Origin of the sequence: Streptomyces sp. NPDC001832, from assembly GCF_040297265.1 — a bacterium.
In the GTDB taxonomy this organism is placed as follows: domain Bacteria; phylum Actinomycetota; class Actinomycetes; order Streptomycetales; family Streptomycetaceae; genus Streptomyces.
The window spans coordinates 34,816-55,384 of sequence record NZ_JBEOYU010000040.1; the positions used below are offsets into that span (position 1 = coordinate 34,816).

General features: G+C 68.1%; 15 protein-coding genes. 9 read left to right on the plus strand and 6 right to left on the minus strand.

The genetic code is table 11. The features are described from left to right. Positions 1–140 precede the first annotated feature (140 nt). The 7 genes from ABT115_RS24955 (at position 141) to ABT115_RS24990 (ending at position 12,395) form a co-directional block, all read left to right on the plus strand. The gene (locus tag ABT115_RS24955) at positions 141–3,077 is read left to right on the plus strand and encodes a sensor histidine kinase (RefSeq protein ID WP_351793900.1); all 2,937 of its coding nucleotides are present in this window, start codon (positions 141–143) and stop codon (positions 3,075–3,077) included. Next, the gene (locus ABT115_RS24960; RefSeq protein WP_351793862.1) at positions 3,074–3,553 is read left to right on the plus strand and encodes a roadblock/LC7 domain-containing protein; all 480 of its coding nucleotides are present in this window, start codon (positions 3,074–3,076) and stop codon (positions 3,551–3,553) included. The genes ABT115_RS24955 and ABT115_RS24960 overlap by 4 nt, the downstream gene beginning before the upstream one ends. Next, positions 3,550–3,963 carry a DUF742 domain-containing protein gene (locus ABT115_RS24965; RefSeq protein WP_351793864.1) on the plus strand — a complete coding sequence of 138 codons (414 nt, stop codon included), beginning with the start codon at positions 3,550–3,552 and terminating at the stop codon, positions 3,961–3,963. Before ABT115_RS24960 ends, ABT115_RS24965 begins: the two co-directional genes overlap by 4 nt. Then, positions 3,944–4,594, plus strand: a complete 651-nt coding sequence (locus ABT115_RS24970; RefSeq protein ID WP_351793867.1) for a GTP-binding protein — start codon at positions 3,944–3,946, stop codon at positions 4,592–4,594. Before ABT115_RS24965 ends, ABT115_RS24970 begins: the two co-directional genes overlap by 20 nt. Before the next feature lie 85 nt (positions 4,595–4,679). Continuing rightward, positions 4,680–5,927 carry a styrene monooxygenase/indole monooxygenase family protein gene (locus tag ABT115_RS24975; RefSeq protein ID WP_351793869.1) on the plus strand — a complete coding sequence of 416 codons (1,248 nt, stop codon included), beginning with the start codon at positions 4,680–4,682 and terminating at the stop codon, positions 5,925–5,927. An 838-nt stretch (positions 5,928–6,765) separates the two neighbouring features. Further along, complete coding sequence (locus tag ABT115_RS24985) at positions 6,766–10,848, plus strand: tetratricopeptide repeat protein (protein ID WP_351793871.1); 4,083 nt, start codon at positions 6,766–6,768, stop codon at positions 10,846–10,848. After that, positions 10,845–12,395, plus strand: a complete 1,551-nt coding sequence (locus ABT115_RS24990) for an AAA family ATPase (protein ID WP_351793874.1) — start codon at positions 10,845–10,847, stop codon at positions 12,393–12,395. Before ABT115_RS24985 ends, ABT115_RS24990 begins: the two co-directional genes overlap by 4 nt. Positions 12,396–12,473: 78 nt before the next feature. Here ABT115_RS24990 and ABT115_RS24995 read toward each other — a convergent pair whose 3' ends face one another. The 3 genes from ABT115_RS24995 to ABT115_RS25005 form a co-directional block, all read right to left on the minus strand. Beyond that, positions 12,474–12,740 (minus strand): DUF8847 domain-containing protein, encoded by a 267-nt coding sequence (locus ABT115_RS24995; RefSeq protein ID WP_351793876.1) that lies wholly within the window; start codon positions 12,738–12,740, stop codon positions 12,474–12,476. Positions 12,741–12,959: 219 nt separating this feature from the next. Next, positions 12,960–13,715 (minus strand): TetR/AcrR family transcriptional regulator, encoded by a 756-nt coding sequence (locus tag ABT115_RS25000; protein WP_351793879.1) that lies wholly within the window; start codon positions 13,713–13,715, stop codon positions 12,960–12,962. A 98-nt stretch (positions 13,716–13,813) separates the two neighbouring features. Further along, on the minus strand, positions 13,814–14,749 hold the full coding sequence (locus ABT115_RS25005) for an AurF N-oxygenase family protein (protein WP_351793882.1): 936 nt from the start codon (positions 14,747–14,749) through the stop codon (positions 13,814–13,816). A gap of 180 nt (positions 14,750–14,929) precedes the next feature. Here ABT115_RS25005 and ABT115_RS25010 point away from each other — a divergent pair, with 180 nt between their 5' ends. Further along, positions 14,930–16,048, plus strand: coding sequence for a ferritin-like domain-containing protein (locus tag ABT115_RS25010; protein ID WP_351793885.1), 1,119 nt, complete (start codon positions 14,930–14,932; stop codon positions 16,046–16,048). A 69-nt stretch (positions 16,049–16,117) separates the two neighbouring features. On the opposite strand, the gene ABT115_RS25015 is transcribed toward ABT115_RS25010, so the two are convergent. Genes ABT115_RS25015 through ABT115_RS25025 form a run of 3 tightly spaced genes read right to left on the minus strand, consistent with a single transcriptional unit; the run spans position 16,118 to position 20,061 of the window. Beyond that, complete coding sequence (locus ABT115_RS25015; RefSeq protein WP_351793888.1) at positions 16,118–17,185, minus strand: amidase family protein; 1,068 nt, start codon at positions 17,183–17,185, stop codon at positions 16,118–16,120. A 4-nt stretch (positions 17,186–17,189) separates the two neighbouring features. Next, positions 17,190–18,647 (minus strand): penicillin-binding transpeptidase domain-containing protein, encoded by a 1,458-nt coding sequence (locus ABT115_RS25020; protein WP_351793891.1) that lies wholly within the window; start codon positions 18,645–18,647, stop codon positions 17,190–17,192. A gap of 34 nt (positions 18,648–18,681) precedes the next feature. Next, positions 18,682–20,061, minus strand: coding sequence for an FtsW/RodA/SpoVE family cell cycle protein (locus tag ABT115_RS25025; RefSeq protein ID WP_351793894.1), 1,380 nt, complete (start codon positions 20,059–20,061; stop codon positions 18,682–18,684). 312 nt (positions 20,062–20,373) lie between these two features. Here ABT115_RS25025 and ABT115_RS25030 point away from each other — a divergent pair. After that, on the plus strand, positions 20,374–20,569 hold a 196-nt coding region (locus ABT115_RS25030), incomplete at its 3' end, for a recombinase family protein (protein ID WP_351793897.1).

Consider the following 20,569-nt stretch of genomic DNA (forward strand, 5'->3'; position numbering starts at 1 on the left):
TGGCGGAGTGGTTGATGCGTGCCCCCCTCTCAAAAGCACTGGAATGGTCAGAAGCCGTACCAGGGGTCGGGGCGCTCGTTCACAAGTGACTGTGCGTCACCTCTGCTTCAAGGGCGGACGAGTCAAGAATGCGAGCACCGGTGCAGAAGAAGCGGCCTCGGAGCAAGGGCAACAAGCACGGCGGTTCCGGGGCGACGACTCCGGTACCTGCCGAGAGCGAGGGCACCAGACGCACCGTGCGCGTACGCAGCCGGCTGGTTGCCGGTGTCGCGGTCGTCGGTATCACCGTCATCGCCGCGGGCGCGCCCGCGGTCCTCAGTGCTTCCTCCGACCTGAACGAGTCGCAGCGGCTGGTCACCCTGGCCGAGCTGAACCAGCAGGCCATCGCGCTCGCCCACGCCCTCGCGGACGAGCGTGACGAGGTCACCGCCTACATCGCGGCCGGCCGTGACGAGAAGACCGGCCCCAAGGCGGAAGGCAAGGGCGACCCCGGCAGCCCGAGCGCCCGCGTCGATCAGCAGGTGGAAGAGATCAGGGACGCGGCCCCGGCCGCGCTGCGCCGCGACCTCTCCACCATTCCCTCCCTGCGCCGCGACGCGCTCAGCGGCAAGGGCACCGCGCTGGAGGCCCATCAGGCGTACTCCGAGGTCATCGCCAAGCTCCACGACATCGCCGACGAGCTCGCCGAGAAGACCCCGCCGCGCGTAGCCGAGTCCACCCGAGCCCCGCTCGCCCTCGGCCAGGCCACCGAACAGGCCTCCGCCACCCGCGGGCTGCTGATGGCCGCGCTCTCCGTGCCCCACAACACCACGACCCCGCAGCTCGACCCGGTCACCGGGCTGCCCGTCCAGCCCCAGGGCGAGGGCAGCGGCAGAGCCGACGACACCCGTGACGAGCTGAGTGCCGCCGCCCAGCAGGCGCGGGTCCGCGAACTCTCCTCGCTCGCCGACTTCGACCAGGCCGCGGGCTCCGCCGCCCGCGACAAGCTGTCGTCCACCGTCACCGGGCCAGAGGTCAACAGCGCGGAGAAGTACCTCAACTCCCTCACCGACAGCCCCCAGCTGTCGGAATCCGAGCAGCAGGCCGACCGCAAGAAGGTCGAGGCGGCACTCTCCGCCCGGATCGACCGGATGCGGGGCGTCGAGTCCGCCCTCGGCACCGCACAGGTCCAGAGCCTGGAGCAGCTGCGCGACGACGACGTCACCGCGCTCGAACTGCGGATCGCGCTGCTCGGCGGCTGTCTGCTGGTAGCCGTCGGCGTCTCCACCGCCGTGGCCCGCACCCTCACCCAGCCGCTCGCCGTCCTGCGGATCGGTGCCGCCCGCCTCGCCGCGGAACCCGACACCGCCGAGCCGGTCCGCTACACCGGCCGCAACGACGAGTTCGCCCAGGTCGTACGGTCCGTCAACGCCCTGCACGGCAAGCTGCACGGACTGCTCCACGAGTTCAACGGCCGCTTCGAGAGCGTGCAGACCGAGCGTGCCGAGCTGATCGCCGGACGCGAGGCCCTCACCGTGCAGCGCGCCGAACTCCAGGTGATTGCCTCCGACCTCACAGCCCAGCTGGAGCGGCTGAAGAACACGGTCCACCACACCTTCGTCAACCTCTCGCTGCGCACCCTCGGCCTCGTCGAGCGTCAGCTCGGTGTCATCGAGAGTCTGGAGGAGCAGGAGCACGACCCGGAGAGGCTGGACACCCTCTTCAAGCTCGACCACATGGCCACGGTCATGCGCCGCCACAGCGAGAACATGCTGGTCCTCGCGGGCGCCGAGCACGGCCACGGGCACGCGGGCCCGATCCCGCTGGTCGATGTGTTGCGTGCCTCCGTCTCCGAGATCGAGCGGTACGAGCGGGTCACCATCCAGTCCCTGCCGCCGCACGCCCAGATCGCCGGTTTCGCGGCGGACGACCTCAGCCACCTCGTCGCCGAACTCCTGGAGAACGCGACCTCCTTCTCGCCGCCGGACTCCGCAGTCCAGCTCTCCGGCTGGCTGCTGGAGACCGGCGAGGTGATGCTCTCCGTCCAGGACGAGGGCATCGGGATGTCCGCCGTACGGATGGGCGAGCTCAACGACCGGCTCGCCGACCCCACGTTGTTCGGGGTGGGGGAGCAGAGTGCGGAAGGGGCCGGGCTCGGCCTCCAGGTCACCTCCCTGCTGGCCGCGCGCCACGGCGTACGGGTCCAGCTGCGCGACCACAAGGGCAGCGGGGGGGTCACGGCAGTCGTCGTACTGCCCCAGGCGCTGCTGCCGGAGGCGCCACAGGCCGCCACGCCGCCGCCCGTGAAGGCCCCTGGGGACACGGCCTCGCTGAACCTGCCGGGGTCGGTCGCCGAGGCCAACTCCAATGCACTGTCAGGGCGTACGCTCGCGCTGCCCGACGACCCGCTGATCGCCGCGGCCGAGCAGACGATCCGCGAGTCCGGGGTCGCTGCCGAGCCCGAGCCTGCTCCCACACCCGGGCATGTGGCGGGCAACGCCCCCGCACCCGCCCCGGTCGCTGCCGAGGCCGAGGCCGAGACCACGATGCAGGTACGGCTCCCGGTGGCTCCGGAGTTCACGGACGCCCCCGACTTCACGACGCCCGACCCGTACGCCATCGGCCCTGACCGCCACGAGCGCCTTGCCGACGAGTCCCCGGAGCCGTACGCCGCTCCGGCTCCCGCGCCTGCCGCGGAGCCGTACGTCGCCCCGGCCCCCGCGCCCGTCACCGACGCGCTGCCCGGCCCCCGTCAGCCGGAGCAGCAGGCACAGCCGCAGCAGGAGCGCATCACGGACAAGGGGCTGCCCAAGCGCACCCCCAAGGTCGTCAAGCCCACCACGGCACCCAGCACTGAGCGCAAGGGAAGCCTGGACAAGGAGGCGCTGCGCCGTCGGCTCGGCGGCTTCCACCAGGGCGCGAAGGACGGCCGCCGGGACGTCGAGGCGGAGATCGCGGAGATGACGGCGACCCAGCCGTTCCCCGGGAACCCCGCGCACGCCGGGCGCTCCGCACTCACCGAGCACAGTGACCCGGCCCACCGTAGCGACGGCCGGACCGATGAGACGGGGGACACAGTCGAGGAGGCACGCAGTTGACTGCGCCCAGCACATTCGGGCTGAGTACCGAGGCCCGGAACCTTCACTGGTTGCTGAGCAATCTGGTGGAGGAGGTGCCAGGAGTCCACTCGGTCACCGTCGTCTCGTCCGACGGGCTGATGCTGCTCTCCTCCGACCCCGGCCATCTGACCACTCAGGACACCGGTCGGCAGGACGGCCCCAAGGGCTCCAGCGCCGACCTGGCCACCATCGTCTCCGGCATCGGCAGCCTCACCATCGGCGCCGCCAAGCTGATGAACGGCGGCGGCGTCAAGCAGACCATGGTCGCCATGGACGAGGGCAGCGTCTTCGTCATGTCGATCAGCGACGGCTCGCTGCTCGGTGTGCACGCCACCCCGGACTGCGACATGAGTGTCATCGCCTACCACATGGCGCTCTTCGTCGGTCGAGCCGGACACGTACTCACCCCCGAACTCCGCAGTGAATTGCGCAAATCGATGGAGAGCGCCCAGTGACGCCCGCTGTTGAACCTGCCCATAGGCTCCCCGTCCGCGGGTTGGACCGAAGGCCGGCACGGGTTCGCCCGTACTCGCTCACCGGCGGTCGCACCCGCTTCGGCCACGTCCTGCTCGTCGAGACGTTCGTCGCCGCGCTCGAAGCCCCCGAGGAGCGCCGCGAGCTGACCAACGGCAACCTGGGCACCCGCGTCATGCCGGAGCTCCAGGCCATCGTCGAAATCTGCCGCCGGATGCGTACGGTCGCCGAGATCTCCGCCCTGTTGAAGATGCCGCTCGGCGTGGTACGCGTGCTGCTCAGCGACTTGGCCGACCAGGGAAAGATCCGCGTGTACGGGACCGGCCACAGCGCCGGCCAGCCCGACCGCGCACTGCTCGAAAGGGTGCTCAATGGACTCCGCCGTCTCTGAGTCGCCGCTCTTCGCCCCGCGCCAGCCGGGGACCAAGGACCAGGCCGAAGAATCGCTGCAGGCATGGCAGTTGAACCACACCAAGGCCCCCATCGCCACGAAGATCGTGGTCGCGGGCGGGTTCGGCGTGGGCAAGACGACCTTCGTGGGGTCGGTCTCCGAGATCACCCCGCTGAAGACTGAAGCGGTGATGACCCAGGCCAGTGAGGAGACCGACGATCTCTCCGCGACGCCCGACAAGGTCACCACGACCGTCGCGATGGACTTCGGCCGGCTCACACTCGACGACGACCTCGTGCTGTACGTGTTCGGCACACCGGGCCAGCAGCGCTTCTGGTTCATGTGGGACGACTTGGTGCGCGGCGCGATCGGTGCGGTCGTGCTCGCCGACACCCAGCGGCTCGCCGACTGTTTCCCCGCACTCGACTACTTCGAGAGCTGCGGCCTGCCGTACATCGTCGCCGTCAACCACTTCGAGGGCACACCGGGGTTCGAGGCGGAGGATGTCAGGGACGCCCTGTCCGTGCCTCCGCACGTGCCTGTTGTGATCATGGACGCGCGTAACAAGACCACCGTCGTCGAGTCGCTGCTGGCCCTCGTCGGCCACGCCCTCGACGCCACCCCCGCATAGGAGGGCGCTGAAGATCCAGGTCGCGAACCCGGCCAAGATCTTCAGCACCCCCTGGCTCGCACGCAACACGTAATGGAGAACCGCGATGCGGAAGATACTCATAGTCGGAGCCGGTCAGTCCGGTCTCCAGCTCGCCCTCGGACTGCAGTCCAAAGGGTACGAAGTCACCCTGATGTCCAACCGCACCTCCGACGAGATCCGCTCAGGCCGGGTCATGTCGACGCAGTGCATGTTCAACACTGCGCTCCAGTACGAGCGTGATTACCAGCTCAACTTCTGGGAGTCCCAGGCCCCGCGCATCGAGGGCCTCGGCGTCTCGGTCGCCGCGCCCGACTCGTCGCGCGCCGTCGACTGGGTCGGAAAGCTGGACGGTTTCGCCCAGTCCGTCGACCAGCGCGTGAAGATGGCCGGCTGGATGGAGACCTTCGCCCAGCGCGGTGGGCAGCTCGTCATCCACGGTGCCGCCGTCTCCGACCTGGACTACTTCTCCCGCACCTATGACCTGGTGCTGGTCTCCGCGGGCAAGGGCGAGCTGGTCTCCATGTTCGGCCGGGACGCGTCCCGTTCGCCGTTCGACGCCCCGCAGCGCGCCCTGGCCGTCGCGTACGTCCACGGCATGGGCCCGCGCCCCGAGCACCCCCACTTCGACGCGGTCCGCTGCAACCTGGTACCCGGCGTCGGCGAGCTCTTCGTGATGCCCACCCTGACCACGTCCGGCCGCGCCGACATCCTGTTCTGGGAGGGCATTCCGGGTGGCCCGCTCGATGTGTTCCGGGACATCAAGGACCCCTCCGAGCACCTCGCCATGACGCTGGAGCTCATGAAGCGGTTCACGCCGTGGGAGTACGACCGTGCCACCAAGGTCGAACTGACCGACGCCAACGGCACCCTGGCGGGCCGCTACGCCCCGACCGTCCGCAAGCCGATCGGCCGGCTGCCCAGCGGCGGTCTGGTGCTCGGTGTGGCGGACGTCGTCGTCGCCAACGACCCGGTCACCGGCCAGGGCTCCAACTCGGCCTCCAAGTGCGCCAATGCGTACCTGGAGTCGATCATTGAGCACGGCGACCGGGAGTTCGACGCGGATTGGATGCAGGCCACGTTCGACCGTTACTGGGACACCGCGCAGCACGTCGTGAAGTGGACCAACGCGATGCTTGGCGTACCGCCGGAGCACGTGCTGAACCTGATCGGCGCCGCCGGCCAGCTCCAGCCGGTCGCTGACCGCTTCGCCAACGGCTTCAACAACCCGGCGGACTTCGAGAACTTCTTCTTCGACCCGGAGAAGGCGAACGCGTACCTCGCCGAGGTGTCCGGGGCCGCGTCGGCCGCCTGACCGCAGCAGTCGGGCCGAGTCCCGTCGGGAATCCGACGGGGCTCGGCCCGACTGTCATGTGCGGACATTACGGGCCCCGGCTGCCTACTGCTTGGGCGCCGACGACGAGCTGTACCCCGCGCCCGAGCCCGAAGAAGCCCCGTGCGGCAGTTGCGGCGGCTTGTACGCGGAGAGTGGCGCGCTCTGCGGATCCGGCCGTACGGCACCCAGCAGCGGATTCGACGCCACCGACGCGACTGCACCGCGTCCCGCTGCTTCTTCTGCTCGGCGGCCAGGACCTGCTGCCGGTCCAGCACTTTGCAACGGATCAATACGGTCACTCGATCTCGGGAGAGGCAAAACCGCACGGTGTGGCGGCAGACGGGTTCGCCCGGAAGGCGGTGGGCGGGAAGCAGCCGAGTCGGCCCATGTCCCGGGGCAAGTGCGCCAGAGACTGTCTTTTCTCTCCCATTGGCGAGCGAAATGCGAGAAGATTCACCCTGTGGATCTGGACCTTGTCAGCCGTTGGTACCCCATCGGATCTCAAGTGGTCGTACACCTCAAGGGCAAGCCCATGATCCGGGGGCGCCTGGAGGCAGTTGGTAGCGACAGCCTTGTGCTTGGCACATCATCCGGTCCGGCGCTGCTAGCGGCTGCCGCGATCGACCTGGTCGAGGCGGCTCCGGTGGATGAAGCGGAGGCTCCCGCTCCGAGCGGGCTTCCTACCCCAACTGGCGTTCCTGCCCCGACCGGATTTCCCGCTCCACGCGAGCAACCGGTGCCGGAGTACTCTCCCTCGCCTGCCTGGGACGCCTTGCGCGCGCAACTCGAGCCGCACATCCCCTCGGGGCCGGACCAAATGGCGCTCACGCCGATAGTGTTCAAGCGCGATGCCGCGTTTCCGCTCGATCCCAGTTTCGTCCCACTGGTGGAAGGCGAGCTGGCCCGCTGCGGTCAGAAGCACGCTTACGCACTGAAGATACGCGAACCCCGCCGACTGCTGGAGATAGCACGACTGCTGCTCTCACTCGCCGACCGCTGCGACTACCTTCCGGCCCGCCATCTCGCGGCGCTGCTCACGCTGAGCGGCACGTCGGGAGCCGCGGCTGCGCGGCAGGCGATCGAGTGGATGACCAGCGCGGCGACGCTCGGCGGGCGGTACGCCTGGGACCTGGCGGTGCTCCATGTCCGGCTGGGGGATCACATCTCTGCCGCTACGGTGCTCGGCGACGCACTCGTCGTCGATCCGGCGCAGCATCATGACGACCGTTTGCTGGGCCTCTTGATGTGCCTGCTCAAGGACAACCCGCTGCCCGGCACTGCGGCCATGGCGTTTGCGGGGGCAGTCCACACCGACGCCGAGACGCGGAGGGTGGCGCTGCGCAGTGCGTTGTACCTGTTGACCGCTTGGGGGCAGGCGCCGGAGGCGTCGCTGGAGCCGCTGGTGTCCGAGGCGGCCCCGACGGAAGAGCACCTGTTTCAGGTGCTGCGCGTTCTGGCCCCCGAGTTCGCACCGGCGTTCAGGGCGGAGTGGGCCGCACCGGCCTCCGGTTCCGGACCCTCGGTTCCCGTCCCGCAGAGCGTTCCTCCGCAGCTGCTGGCAGCTCAACGGGCCATTGACGCAGGCCGTTTCGAGGACGCCATTCGTATCGCCGAGGTGGGTCTGAGGAATCACCCCAACCACGGTGGATTACATGCTCTTGTCGCCGAGGCCCGCAGACTCGCCGGTCTTGGCTGCGACCAGGCTTCGGCACTCCGGCAGCAATCGGTCCCTCGGCGCGTGCCAGCCCAACGGCCTGATTCCCCGCGGCGGCCGAAGGCCCAGGCGAACCGCCATGCGCCCTGGTCGGGGTCCTCCTACCAGCAGGCGTACCACGCGGAGACCATTACCAGAGATCTCGACGCCGCCGAGCACCTGTACCGCCGCGCCATCGCCGAAGGCGACAACACCGACCGCGCTGTCCGTTCACTGGCCTGGCTGCTGCAACGCCTCAGGCGCGGCGACGAGGGGCTTGAGCTGCTCCGAGCACATACCCCGGTGGCAGAGGAGATCGAGGCCCACCAGAACGTCATGGCGACGATCTGCAAGGACATCGGCAAGCACGACGAGGCGGCCAGGATCCTGGAGGGCATGCTCGCCGCGCAGACGCAGCCGCGGCTTCAGGCCGGTCTGCTGAAGCGGCTGATCTGGTCGTACCGCGCCACACGCGAGTGGACGAAGGCGAAGACGGCCTCCGAACGCCTGCTGCGCATCGATCCCTCCGACAAGGAGTTCGTCGCGATCGCCGCGGAGCTGGACCGGGCCGAGATCGGTATCACCTCACGGCTCGACGAACTGCTGCACGCCGACGCCCTGGACATCCACTACTCGCACCAGTTGGTGAGCGTGCTGCTCGCCTTCCATCTGGACAACTGCGAGTACAAGGGCGTGCCACCCGCCCGGCTGAGCAGCGGCCCCGGCGAGCGCGACATCCAGGACCTGGAACGGCTCATCGCCAGCATGGGTGTACGGCGCCCCGGAGAGCGTGCCGAGTACAACCTGTCGGCCGCGCGGATCCTGCGTGACGTCGGCCGTACGGACGACGAACGGTTCACCAAGTCCCTACGCTATTTCGCCGCAGCCATGGGGGATTTCTGCGCCGCAGAGCGAAGCCCGGGCGATGTGACCCGCGCCTATTACGCGGAAGCGGTGGCGCTCGGGGGCTGGGACGGGCTGGGTGAGCTGAAAGCACGGCAGTTCATCTTGACGTTCGCGGACCGGGACTGGAAGCAGCTGTCGGAACCGCCGCGGTTCGAGAAGTGCCTGAACATGGTGCTGCAGGGCGGGCCGCTGCGACGCCAGGTTCTTCTGGGGCTGCTGATGCTGGCAGGTGGTTCGGAGCGCGTGCGGCACGAGATCGTGAACCGTACCTGGACCGACAAGCAGTTGCGCCAAACGCTCTTCACCGAGCTGAACGGCTACATCGGTGAGAAGCCCGGTGTCCAGAACCAGGACTCGTTCGTGACGTGCTGGACTCGTGCACTGAGTCTGTTCAGGACGCAGCGGGACGCCATCCGTAAATCCCTGCGCTCCGTCCTGGAACAGCCTGAGCCGCTGCGGGCGCTCGCGAAGGTCGAGGACGAGATCGGCCGTCAGCACGATGGCGCGACGGCGCTGGACACCCAGCGCCTGCAGGCCATCTCTACCGAGATCCTGGGAAAGCTGCGCACGTACCTGGACCAGACGTCCTACGTTGAGCAGGAGTGGCTGGAGAGCCAGATCCAGGCGGAGATCCGTCAGCAGATCTCCGACTTCGAGAGTGGTCCGACGGCACTGGGCATGGAGTACCTCCGTCCGCTGCTGCGGCGTCTGCAGGAGCAGCTGACCACTCACTTCACCAGCGTGCAGCGTGCGGCGGAGCCCAGTCGGCTGGATGTTGAGCTGGTCCTCGCCAGTCAGGCGCACGACACGGAGACCCCGGTCCAAGTACAGCTGACCGTCGCGAACCAGCCGCGCCGCAGCCCGGCCGGCGATGTGAAGCTGCACATCCTTGAGAATCCGACCGACTACGTCGCGCCGGCACGGACGCTGGATGTGGCCCAGAGCCTGGGCGACGGCGAGACCCATCCGTGCGCGTTCGAGCTCAAGGTGACGGATCACAGCATTCTGGAGCAGGTGCTGACGCTGCGGTACCAGATCGAGTTCACCGTGCGCGGGGGCACCAGCATCACCACGGACCCCGAGTCGATCACTGTACGTCTCCTGGACGGAACCAACTGGACGTCGTTGGACAATCCCTATGCTTCCTTTGCGGAGGGCGCTGCGGTGCAGGATCCTGCGCTGTTCTACGGACGTGATCCCCTGCTCAACATTTTGGTTGACTCGATCGCGCAGACCCAGACCAAGAGCATCGTCCTGTACGGCCAGAAGCGGGCCGGCAAGTCATCGGTGCTCCTCCACCTACAGACCAGGCTGGAGGCCAACCCGGACCCGAGGATCCTGGCCGCGCGTCTCAGCGTGGGTGACCTGGGTGACAAGCCGGACGACGCATACTTTCTCTACAAGATCGCCCGAAAGTTCTACGACCGCTTCGACGACCTCACGGATGACGGATTCGCGATGCTCGACATCGCGGAGCCCGTACTCAGCAAGTTCCGTGACGGCGGAGCACCGCAGATCATCTTCCATGAGTATATGTCGGGGATGCGTCGTCAGATGCGCCGCCACGAGGAGTTTCGCAGCTGGCGACTGGTTGTACTGATCGACGAGTTCACCATCGCGTACGCCGCGATTCGGCGTGGCGAACTGTCGCGCGGATTCATGAAAGTGTGGAAGTCGATCCTTGAGGAAGGTCTGTTCAGCAGTGTCGTCGTAGGCAATGACCTCATGCCGGCGTTCCTCGGCGAATTCCCCAATGAGTTCCAGGTGGCACGGCAGGAGCGCGTCTCGTACCTCGATCAGCAGTCGGCCACCGATCTGATCACCGAACCGGTCAGAAGCCAGGACGGGGAATCCCCATACCGCGGAGACTCCGTCGAGCGAATCCTCGAACTTACTGCCCGTAGCCCCTACTACATCCAGCTGTTCTGCAATCGGCTCATCGAGCACATGAACAGTCGGCGCAAGGCGCTGATCGGCCCGGCCGACGTCGACGAGGTCGCCGAGATGCTCACCAGGGGTGACAAGTCACTCACAGACGCGCAGTTCGACAACTTGATCACCCCTGGCGACGCCGATGTGAGCAACTTCCCCAAGGAGAGCGTCCTCACGGTGCTCTCGACGTGTCTGGCCGGCAGTCGGGGCGATCGCTACCTCGACGCGCGCAAGGCCGATACGCTCCCGGACGGCCGCCGCATCCTTGACGACCTGGTCAAGCGCGAGGTCATCATCCGGGGGGCGGAGGAGCGGTATCGCATCAAGGTCGGCCTCTTCGCCGAGTGGGTCTGGGACAGGAAACGGTGACATCCACAGCAGACAGTCATGAACGGCCGACGGGATCGCGCGGGTTCCCGACGGTCGGAAGCATCGTCCACGGAGAGGACCACATCGGGCGCGCCGGTGAAATCGGCGTCCTGAGGGCTCGTCTGCTCGCTTCGGCCACGAATGCCGGGGCGACCGCCGTTGTGGGGCCGCCCCGCATCGGTAAGTCCAGCCTCGCCTATCACACGTTCATGCGCGACGAGGTGCGCGCCGAGCATCCTCGGCTTCTTCCGGTCTGGATCAATCTGCGCACCCAGACGAGCGCCGAACACCTCTTTCGCAAGCTCACCGCCGATGTGTGGGACCTTCTGGAGGAGTCCGGCGACGACACGGCAGTCCGTGCGACCGAGCGGCACTACCGGCGCGTCGAGAGCACGTACGGCGACTGGCAGCTGCTGCAGGACAGTACGCAGCGCTTCCTGCAGCGGGTGCGGCGGCACGGCTACAAGGTCGTGCTGATCCTGGACGAGTTCGATTCGGCCCGCGACGTCTTCAAGACCCACCCCGGTGGCTTCCAGTCGCTGCGTGAGCTCGCCTACAACCCGGACTGGCGTATCGGGCTGGTCACCACTTCCCGGCGTGAGCTCCGGGAGATCGTCGACAACACCGACCCGGCCGAGTCGACCTTCCCCGGCATCTTCCGCGAGGTCTACCTCTCCTGCTTCGACGACGACGAACTCGTGGAACTCATTTCGCGCCTGCCGGGCCATTGCGACACACCGACCGAGCTCCACAAGATTCTGATGGAGCTGACGGGCGGCCACCCGTATCTGGCGAGCGCCGTGCTCGAACGGCTCGGTGACATGGGTCGCCCCGTGACCGCGGCGAACATGGCACGGGCCGTCGACGAGTCCCGTCCGCAGATCCACAACTACTACCGCGACCTCGAACAACTCCTCAGCGGTGACGGACGCTTCCAGACCCTGCTGGAGATCCTCATAGGTCCACAGATCACCGCCACTCCCGAGGATGTGGAACTGCTCCGGCACCAGGGACTGATCCACAGCGAGGGTGAGCGATACCGTGCGTTCTCCGAGCACTTCGCGGCACATCTCGCGATGGTGCACCGGCGATCCGACTACTGGCATACATGGAGTCACCTGGAACGCAGCTTGCGGCACTTTGTGGAGGACAAGCTCGTCGAACGCTATGGACGCGACTGGGCGGCCTCGCTCGTCCTCAAGCAGCCGACGTTGACTGAGATCATCGAGAAGTGCCAGCAGGCCCAGCAGAAGGAGCAGCACACCTTCGGCGCGCTCGCGTCCCGCAGCCTGCTGGATTTCACCTATCCCAAGGACCTGTACGCCCTCATGGCCAAGCACTGGGACCTGTTCGGTCCTGTGCTCGGCAAGCAGAAGGGTTACTGGGCGGAGCGGTTCGACGTACTCGCGAAGGTGCGCAATCCCATCGCCCACAATCGGATGAACGCGCTCACACCAGCCGACCGAAGCCTGTTCCAGGCCTATTGCGCAGAGCTTCTCGCCCTTCTTGAGACGCACCCGGCGCCCGAACTCCCACCAACAGGGTGATAGTGGCCTGATGCGGCCCATGCCGGCCGGCCTTGGACCGACGGGCAAATAGGGGGAGGCGTCGCAGGGCTCCGCACCTCAGCCCGGCTTCGACCAGGGCCACTTGGGGCTGTGCCGCTCACGTCCCTCGGGGGCGTATTCATACACCCAGCCACGCGGAATCCCCAGCCGCTTGGAGTGACCGGCCGACACCCGGCGGTACGCGTACACAGTGGCGGGCCCGCCGTCGACGGCCGGTACCGGGACCTCATACCACTTGGGCGGATGTCCGGTCGGACCGACGAGTACGGGCAGTACCCGCCCGTCCAGGGGGCCGCCGGTGAAGTAGGTGTTCTCGCTTCTCACCGCCCCAGTCTGACCGATTACGGCCTCACCCGCGGTTGGCGGTGGGAGAAGGAGCGGTGTCTGGGGCCTTCGAATCCAAGGCGGAGCAGGGGGTCGGATGGGGTCTTCCCTGCTCGAACGCAGCTGAGAGCTTGAGGAAGGAGCGTCGGCGACTGACGACAACGCGGGATGCGGAGGTCCCAGGCTCTGCGACGCCGCTGCCAATCGTGGGTGAGGCCGTCAGCCCTCGGACAGCAGCTGGGCCGCCCCGGAGGCCAGCGGGATCAGCCGCTTTGCCAGCCGTCCGGCCGGACTCGTGGCGGTCTCCAGCGGCAGCAGCTCCGCCACCACCTCCGCGGTCTTGGGGTCCGTCGCCGCCGTCGCGGCCAGCAGCGCGATCAGCTGGTCGACCAGCCAGTCGCGCAGATCGGCCGCGGCAGGCTGCTTGCCCTCGTCCAGCCAGATCAGGGACGCCGCTTCGACGGCCGCGATCCAGGTGCGCACCATCATCCGCAGCCGGGGCCCGGGCTCGGCCCCCGCATCCGCGCCGCCCCGGCCCAGGTGGAGCAGGATCTGTTCGGCCGCCGCCCGCCGGACCTCGTCGACGATCGCGGTCGTACGCGAGGTCTCGGCGACGCTCCCGCAGCGCAGCAGTGCGCTGAAGCCTGTGTCGTGCCCGTCCACGAAAGCGAGATAGCGGTCGAGCACCCGCAGCACCCGCTCGGTGGGCGGCCCCACGGGCGGCTCGCTGAAGCACAGGATCAGCTTCTCGGCCGCGGACCTCAGCGCCGCCTCGTACAACTGCTGCCGTCCGCCGGGGAAGTAGCGGTACACGAGCGGGCGGGAGACCCCGGCGACCGTCGCCACCTCGTCGAGCGAGACCTCGTCGGGGGCCCGGTGTGCGAACAGGGTGAGTGCCACACCGAGGAGTTGGGTGCGGCGCTCCTCGACGCTGAGCCTTCGGTATGCACGGGTCGGCGGCGCGGCAGCGGTCATGCCATGAAGCCTAACGACCTCCCCCATGACCGGGAGCCCGCTCCCGGTCATGGGGGAGGTCGTCAGAGCTCCGCCTGAACGGGCAACGGGACGTCGGCTCAGGCAAGCAGGCCGGAGCTCTTCCACAGCCTGCGTCCCACCCCGTTGAGTACCCCGATGTCGTCCAGGAAGTCCGTCAGCCGCTTCGCGCCGGCCTGCATGATCTCCGCCCGGTGGCCGCTCGCCTTCACCTGGGCGACGGCCTCGCGGCGGTCCAGGCCGATGTTCTCGTACACCAGCGGGTTGATGAAGCAGACGGAGAAGACACGGGCCGCCTCGCCGCAGCTCACCCGGGTGAGCTCGCGCTCCCAGCGCGGGGCGGTCACCATCTGGCGGCGCAGTTCCTCGCGGGCGTAGCGGACGTGCCGCGCCTCCTCGATGACATGGATGCGGGTCACACCGCGCACCAGCGTCTGGACGCGCTCGTCCGGGAACGTCAGCCGCTGCATCCAGTCGAGGATCTCCTCACCCAGCAGGGTCGCGGCGAACGAACCGGGCGTGGTGGAAACGGTCTTCAGTACGCGTGCGAGGTTGTGGTAGACGCGCGGTACGGGGTATTCGGGCGACCCGGTCCACTTGATCAGGCGGCCGAACATCATCGAGTGCCGGCACTCGTCGGCTATCTCGGTGAGTGCGTAGCGGACGTGGTTGCTGGTCACCGGCTTGTCGTAGATGTGCCGGACCAGCAACTGCATGAGGATGATCTCGAACCAGATGCCCAGTGAAGCCAGCGACGCCGCCTCGTGCCTGGCCAGGTCCGTCCGCTGCTCCTGGGACATCCTCCGCCACAGCGGGGTGTCGTAGAGCGAGACGAGCTCGGGCGGCCAGCACCATTTGTCGTCCTCGATCGCCGAGTCCCAGTCGAGTTCCTTGTCCGGATCGAAGGAGTGCTTGGCCGAGGAATCGAGCAGCCGCTCGGCGATCTGCTCCCGGTCCCGGAGCGGGCCGAGTGCATCGCGAAGCAACTGCACGTCGCGTTCGGTCACAGTCGTCATTGCTGGAGCCACCTCACGCATGGGATACCGGCGGTCACTCCTTATGAGACTCTCCGTCAGCAAGACCGTCAATCCCTTGCGCGCGACTTGTTGACGCGGCGTCTATCAACGTGTGAACCTGCCAACTGACGTAATTCCAAAGGGACTTATCGGAGCACGCAAGGTAAAGGGGAGCATTCCGTGTCGACACGCGACCTCTACACCACCGCCCCCGGCACACCGCTGTGGCAGGTGCCCGCCTCCGGCGCGGCCCGCTTCAGCTGGGACTACGACGACGGCCGCGAACGCCTGCTCGCCCTCTACCAGAAGGGCAAGGACAAGCAGTGGGACGGCAACAAGCGCATCGACTGGTCCCTGGAGGTCGACCCCACCGACCCGCTCGGCACCCCGGACGACGTCCTCCCCCTGTACGACACGCCGCACTGGGCGAAGATGACCGACAAGGACCGGGGCGAGCTGCGCAAGCACTACACCGCCTGGCAGTTCAGCCAGTTCCTCCACGGTGAGCAGGGAGCCATGGTCTGCGCGGCCAGGATCGTGGAGTCCGTCCCCGACCTGGACGCGAAGTTCTACTCCGCGACCCAGACCATGGACGAGGCCCGGCACGCGGAGATATACAGCCGGTTCCTGCACGAGAAGATCGGGATGCTCTACCCGATCAACGACAACCTCCAGGGCCTGCTCGGCGACACCCTGCGCGACTCCCGCTGGGACATGCCCTACCTCGGCATGCAGGTCCTCATAGAGGGCCTCGCCCTGGCCGCGTTCGGCATGATCCGCGACACGACGACCAAGCCGCTGCCCAAGCAGATCCTCGCGTACGTCATGCAGGACGAGGCCCGGCACGTCGCCTTCGGGCGTATGGCGCTACGCGACTACTACAAGCAGCTGAGCGACGCCGAGCTGCGCGAACGCGAGGAGTTCGTCATCGAGGGCTGCTATCTGATGCGCGACCGGCTCAGGGGCGTCGAGGTGCTGGAGAACTTCGGCATCGGCAAGCAGGAGGCCGAGAAACTCTCCGAGCAATCAGCGTTTCTGCAGCTCTTCCGCCAGCTGTTGTTCAGCCGGATAGTGCCGTGCGTCAAGGACATCGGCCTGTGGGGCGAACGGCTCCAGAAGGCCTACGTCGACATGGGCGTCTTCGAGCTCGGCGACTCCAACCTGGACCTGCTGATGGCCCAGGACGAGGAGCTGGCCGAGCAACTGGACCGGGACCGTTTCGCGGCGGAGGAACAGGCCAGGGTCGCCGAGGTCGAAGAGGCGATAGCGCAGGGGGAGTCGATCCCGTCGGGGGACTGAGAGGCTGTCGGGTGACATCTGATCCGGCGGCCACGCCCTGGCACCGGCCGACCCGTCGGTCGCTGTGTGTCATGGCCGCGCACCAATCAGCACACTCTCCATCGCGCGGGCCATACCGAGCAGCGAGACGTCCGCCCCGCGCTGCGCGACCAATTGGAGCCCGACCGGGCAGCCGTCCGCCGTAAACCCGGCGGGCACACTCGCGGCGGGATGCCCGCTTAGGTTGAACGCCCAGGTCAGCGCGGTCGAGTAGAGATCGCCCGGACCGTCGTGGCCGTGCGGTCGGTTGGGGGTGGTCGGGGTGAGCAGCAGAGGGGTACGGGCGAACAGGGCGTCGAGCCGGAGGTCGTTCTCGCGCCGGATCTCCTCGGCGGCCGGGGACGGCTCCCCGCCCCGGACCGCCTGCCACGCCTCTCGCGGGTCGAGCAGCTCGCACGTACGGTCCACGAGCCGCACCACCCCGCCGGCCACGAGCCGCCCCGCCGCGCGCCGGACGACCGACTCGACTTCCGGGTCGACCTCCGCGTACCCCAGACCGGGGCTGAAGACAGCAGGGATCGGAAGGTCCACCGTCGCCGGTTCGCAGCCGTCCAGGACACAGCGCAGATAGGTCTGGGCGTGAGCCGCCGAGCGGGTCAGCACCCCGGCGGAAGCGAGCCCGGACCGGTCGGGGGAGGGCAGCAGGCCATTCGTCGTCTTCAGGCCGAACACCCCGCACCACGCTGCCGGAATCCGTACCGACCCCGCCCCGTCGCTGCCTGTCGCCAGCTCCACCAGATCCGCCGCGACCGCCACCGCCGAGCCTGCCGAGGAGCCACCGGGCGTGCGGTCGGGGTGCCAGGGGTTGACCGTGCGGCCGTGGGTGCCCAGCCCCCAGGTCTGCCAGGGCGTGCCGGGGCCGGGCACCGAGGTCGCGCCGACCGGGACGGCGCCGGCCACGACCAGCCGCCGGGCCGTGTACGAGCGGATACCGGTCGGCCCCTTGACCGCGAACGGCATTCCGGCCAAAGGAAGTTGACGGGCCTGTTCCTCGTCGGCGAGCGCCCTTTCGGGCCACACCTCGATGAACGCGCACAGACGCGGATCCTCCCGCCCGATCCGCTCCAGCGCCCGGCTCACCTCGCCCGCATCCGCCACCCGGTCAGTCTCTCAGGGCCGCCTCCATGACGGAACGGGCGATCGGGGCCGCGCTGCCACCGCCGCTGATGTCGGCCCGGTTCGCGGCGGCGTCCTCGACGACCACGGCGACCGCGACGGCCGGCTGCGCCGAGTCCGGCGCCTGCGCCCAGGAGATGAACCAGGCATACGGCCTGCCCGAGTTCTCGATGCCGTGCTGTGCGGTGCCGGTCTTGCCACCGACCCTCACCCCGTTGATCGCGGCGTTGGACCCGGTGCCCCGCTCCACGACGTCGACCATCATCCGCCGCAGCTGCACGGCCGTCCGCGGGTCCATCGCCCGGTGGTAGGTGCGCGAGCCGTTCCGGTGGACGGTCGAGCCGTCTCTCGTGGTCGTACGGTTCACCAGATACGGGTACTTGAGGTCGCCGCCGTTCGCCACGGCCGAAGCCACCATCGCCATCTGGAGCGGTGTCGCCGTCGTGTCGTACTGCCCGATCGACGAGAGCGCCAGCTCGTCGTCGCTCATCTCGGTGTCGAAGTTGCTCTTCGCCACCCCCGACGGGATCTTCAGCCCGGTGTCGTTGAAGCCGAACTTACCCACCGCGTCCACCATGCCCTTCAGTCCGACCCGCACCCCCAGCTCCGCCAGCACGGTGTTGCAGGAGACCCGGATCGCCTCGGCGAGCGAGGCGTTCTCACAGCCTTCCGCCTCATTGGGGAGCGTGGTCGTCGTACCGGGCAGCACATAGGGGGACGGGGTGTCGGTCGCGGCGTCGGGGTCGGTGACGACGTCCGTGTCCAGGGCGGCCGCCGCCGTCACGATCTTGAAGGCGGAACCCGGCGGATAGGTCTGCCGGATCGCCCGGTTGAGCATCGGCCGGCTCTTCGCCGCGTTCAGCTGCTGCCAGGCGTCGGTGACCGACGAACCGGTGCCGGAGAGCCGACCGGGATCGTACGAAGGGGTCGAGACCAGCGCCAGGATCTTGCCGGACGACGGCTCGACGGCGGCGACCGCGCCCCGCCGCCCGGCGAGCCCGTTGTAGGCGGCGCGCTGCATCGAGTCCTTGATGGTCGTGACGACATTGCCGCCGGGCTGCCGGCTTCGGGTGATCTCGTTCCACAGGGGGAACGGGGCGAGCATCGGGTCGGTGCCGGAGAGGATGTCGTCCTCGGCGTTCTCGAGCAGGGTCGTGCCGTACGTCTGCGAGGCGTAGCCGGTCACCGGCGCGTACAGCGGGCCGTTCGTGTACGTGCGCTCGTACTTGAGCTGCTCACCGGTGTTCTCGGAGCCGGTGACGGACTTGCCGCCGACCAGGATGTTGCCGCGCGGCTGGCTGTAACGGGTGATCGTGAGACGGCGGTTGGCGGGGTTGTGGTTCAGGCTGTCGGCCTGGAAGACCTGGATGCGGGCGGCGTTCAGCAGCAGTGCCACGAGCAGCAGCAGACAGAGCGCGGCGGCCCGGCGGATGTAGCGGATCACGGCCTGGCCTCCGGGACTTGCGGCAGGTACGGGATCACGGCTCGTCCTCCGCCATCGGCGCGATGACTCCGGTCTCCACATGGTCAGGGTGGGGTCTGCGGGCCTGGTCGCTGACCCGGATCAGCAGCGCCACGATGATCCAGTTGGTGACGACGGACGAACCGCCCTGCGCGAGGAACGGCATCGCCATACCGGTGAGCGGGATCAGCCCCATCACCCCGCCCGCGATCACGAACACCTGGAGCGCCAGGATCGAGGCGAGACCGATCGACAGCAGCCGCCCGAAGATGTCGCGCAGGGCGAGGCCGGCCCGGTACCCGCGGGCGACCAGCAGCGTGTACAGCAGGAAGACCGCGGTCAGCCCGGTTAGGCCGAGCTCCTCGCCCGCGGTCGCCAGAATGAAGTCGGACTTGACGGCGAAGCCGATGAGGATGGAGTGACCGAGCCCCAGCCCGGTGCCGAGCATCCCGCCGGCGGCGAACGCGAACAGCGACTGGGCCAGCTGGCTGGGGCCCTGGCCGGCGACGATGGAGGCGAACGGGTCGAGCCAGTCCTGGACCCGGCTGTGCACATGCGGTTCCAGGGAGCCGACGACTAACGCGCCGACGGCGGCGAGCAGCAGACCCACCGCGATCCAGCCGGTCCGGCCGGTCGCCACGTACAGCATGATGACGAAGAGGCCGAAGAAGAGCAGCGAGGTGCCCAGATCGCGTTCCAGGACCAGCACACCGACGCTGAGCAGCCAGATCGCCACGATCGGGCCGAGCACCCGGCCGGTGGGGAGCTGGAGCCTCCAGATCTGGCGGCCCGTGTAGGCGAGGGCGTTGCGGTTCGCGGCGAGATACGCGGCGAAGAACACGGCAAGCATGATTTTGGCGAACTCGCCCGGCTGGAAGGAGAGTCCGCCGACCCTGATCCAGATCTTGGCGCCGTTCACCGCAGGGAAGAAGATCGGCACGATCAACAGGACCAGGGCGGTGGCGACCGAGAGGTAGGCGTACCGCTGGAGCACCCGGTGGTCGCGCAGGAATACCACCACCGCGATGAAGAACGCCACGCCGAGTGTGGACCAGACCAGCTGGGTGGGGGCTGCCTGGTCCTTCGGTGTCTCCAGGTCGAGCCGGTAGATCAGCACCAGGCCGAGTCCGTTGAGCAGTACGGCGATGGGCAGCAGCAGCGGATCGGCGTACGGCGCACGGAAGCGGATCGCGAGATGGCCGAGGAGGGCGAGCAGCCCCAGGCCCGCGCCGTAGCCGGCCATATCGGGAGGGACCGCGTTGTTCCTGGCCAGGCCAACGGCTGCATAGCCGTAGACGGAGATGAGGACGGCCCCGATGAGGAGCAGCAGCTCGACTCCGCGCCGCTTGGGCAGCCGTAGATCGGGCGGGGGTGCGTCCGCCGTCGTTGCGGTCATGCCACGCAACGTAGCAAGAGGTGGTGGCTATTTCCCTTATGTCATAGCGGGTATGTCCGCCAGCCGGCCAGCAGTGCTGCACCGACGACGGCCCCGAGGGCCGCCGCCGCGTTTTCAGCGCTGGTAGGGGTCAGGAACTGCTCTCGAATAAGTGTTCATGAGTGTTCTTCAGGTGTCATGAGTGTTGTATGGTCTTGTGTATGAACCTGACGGAATGGGCGCGCGCGCAGGGGGTCGCCCCGCGTACTGCGTACCGCTGGTGAGGGCACGCTGCCGGTCCCTGCGGAGCGAGTGGGGCCGCGCACGATCCTGGTGAACATCGACGCGAACACGTCACCGTCCGTGACCGGTGGTGTGGGTCTGTATGCCCGTGTCTCCTCCCGTGACCAGGAGGCCGACCTGGAGCGGCAGATCGCACGCTTGTCGGTATGGGCCGCGAAGGCCGGGCATAGGGTCGTGCGTGTCGAATCCGAGATCGCTTCGGGTATGAACGGTGCCCGTGTCAAGG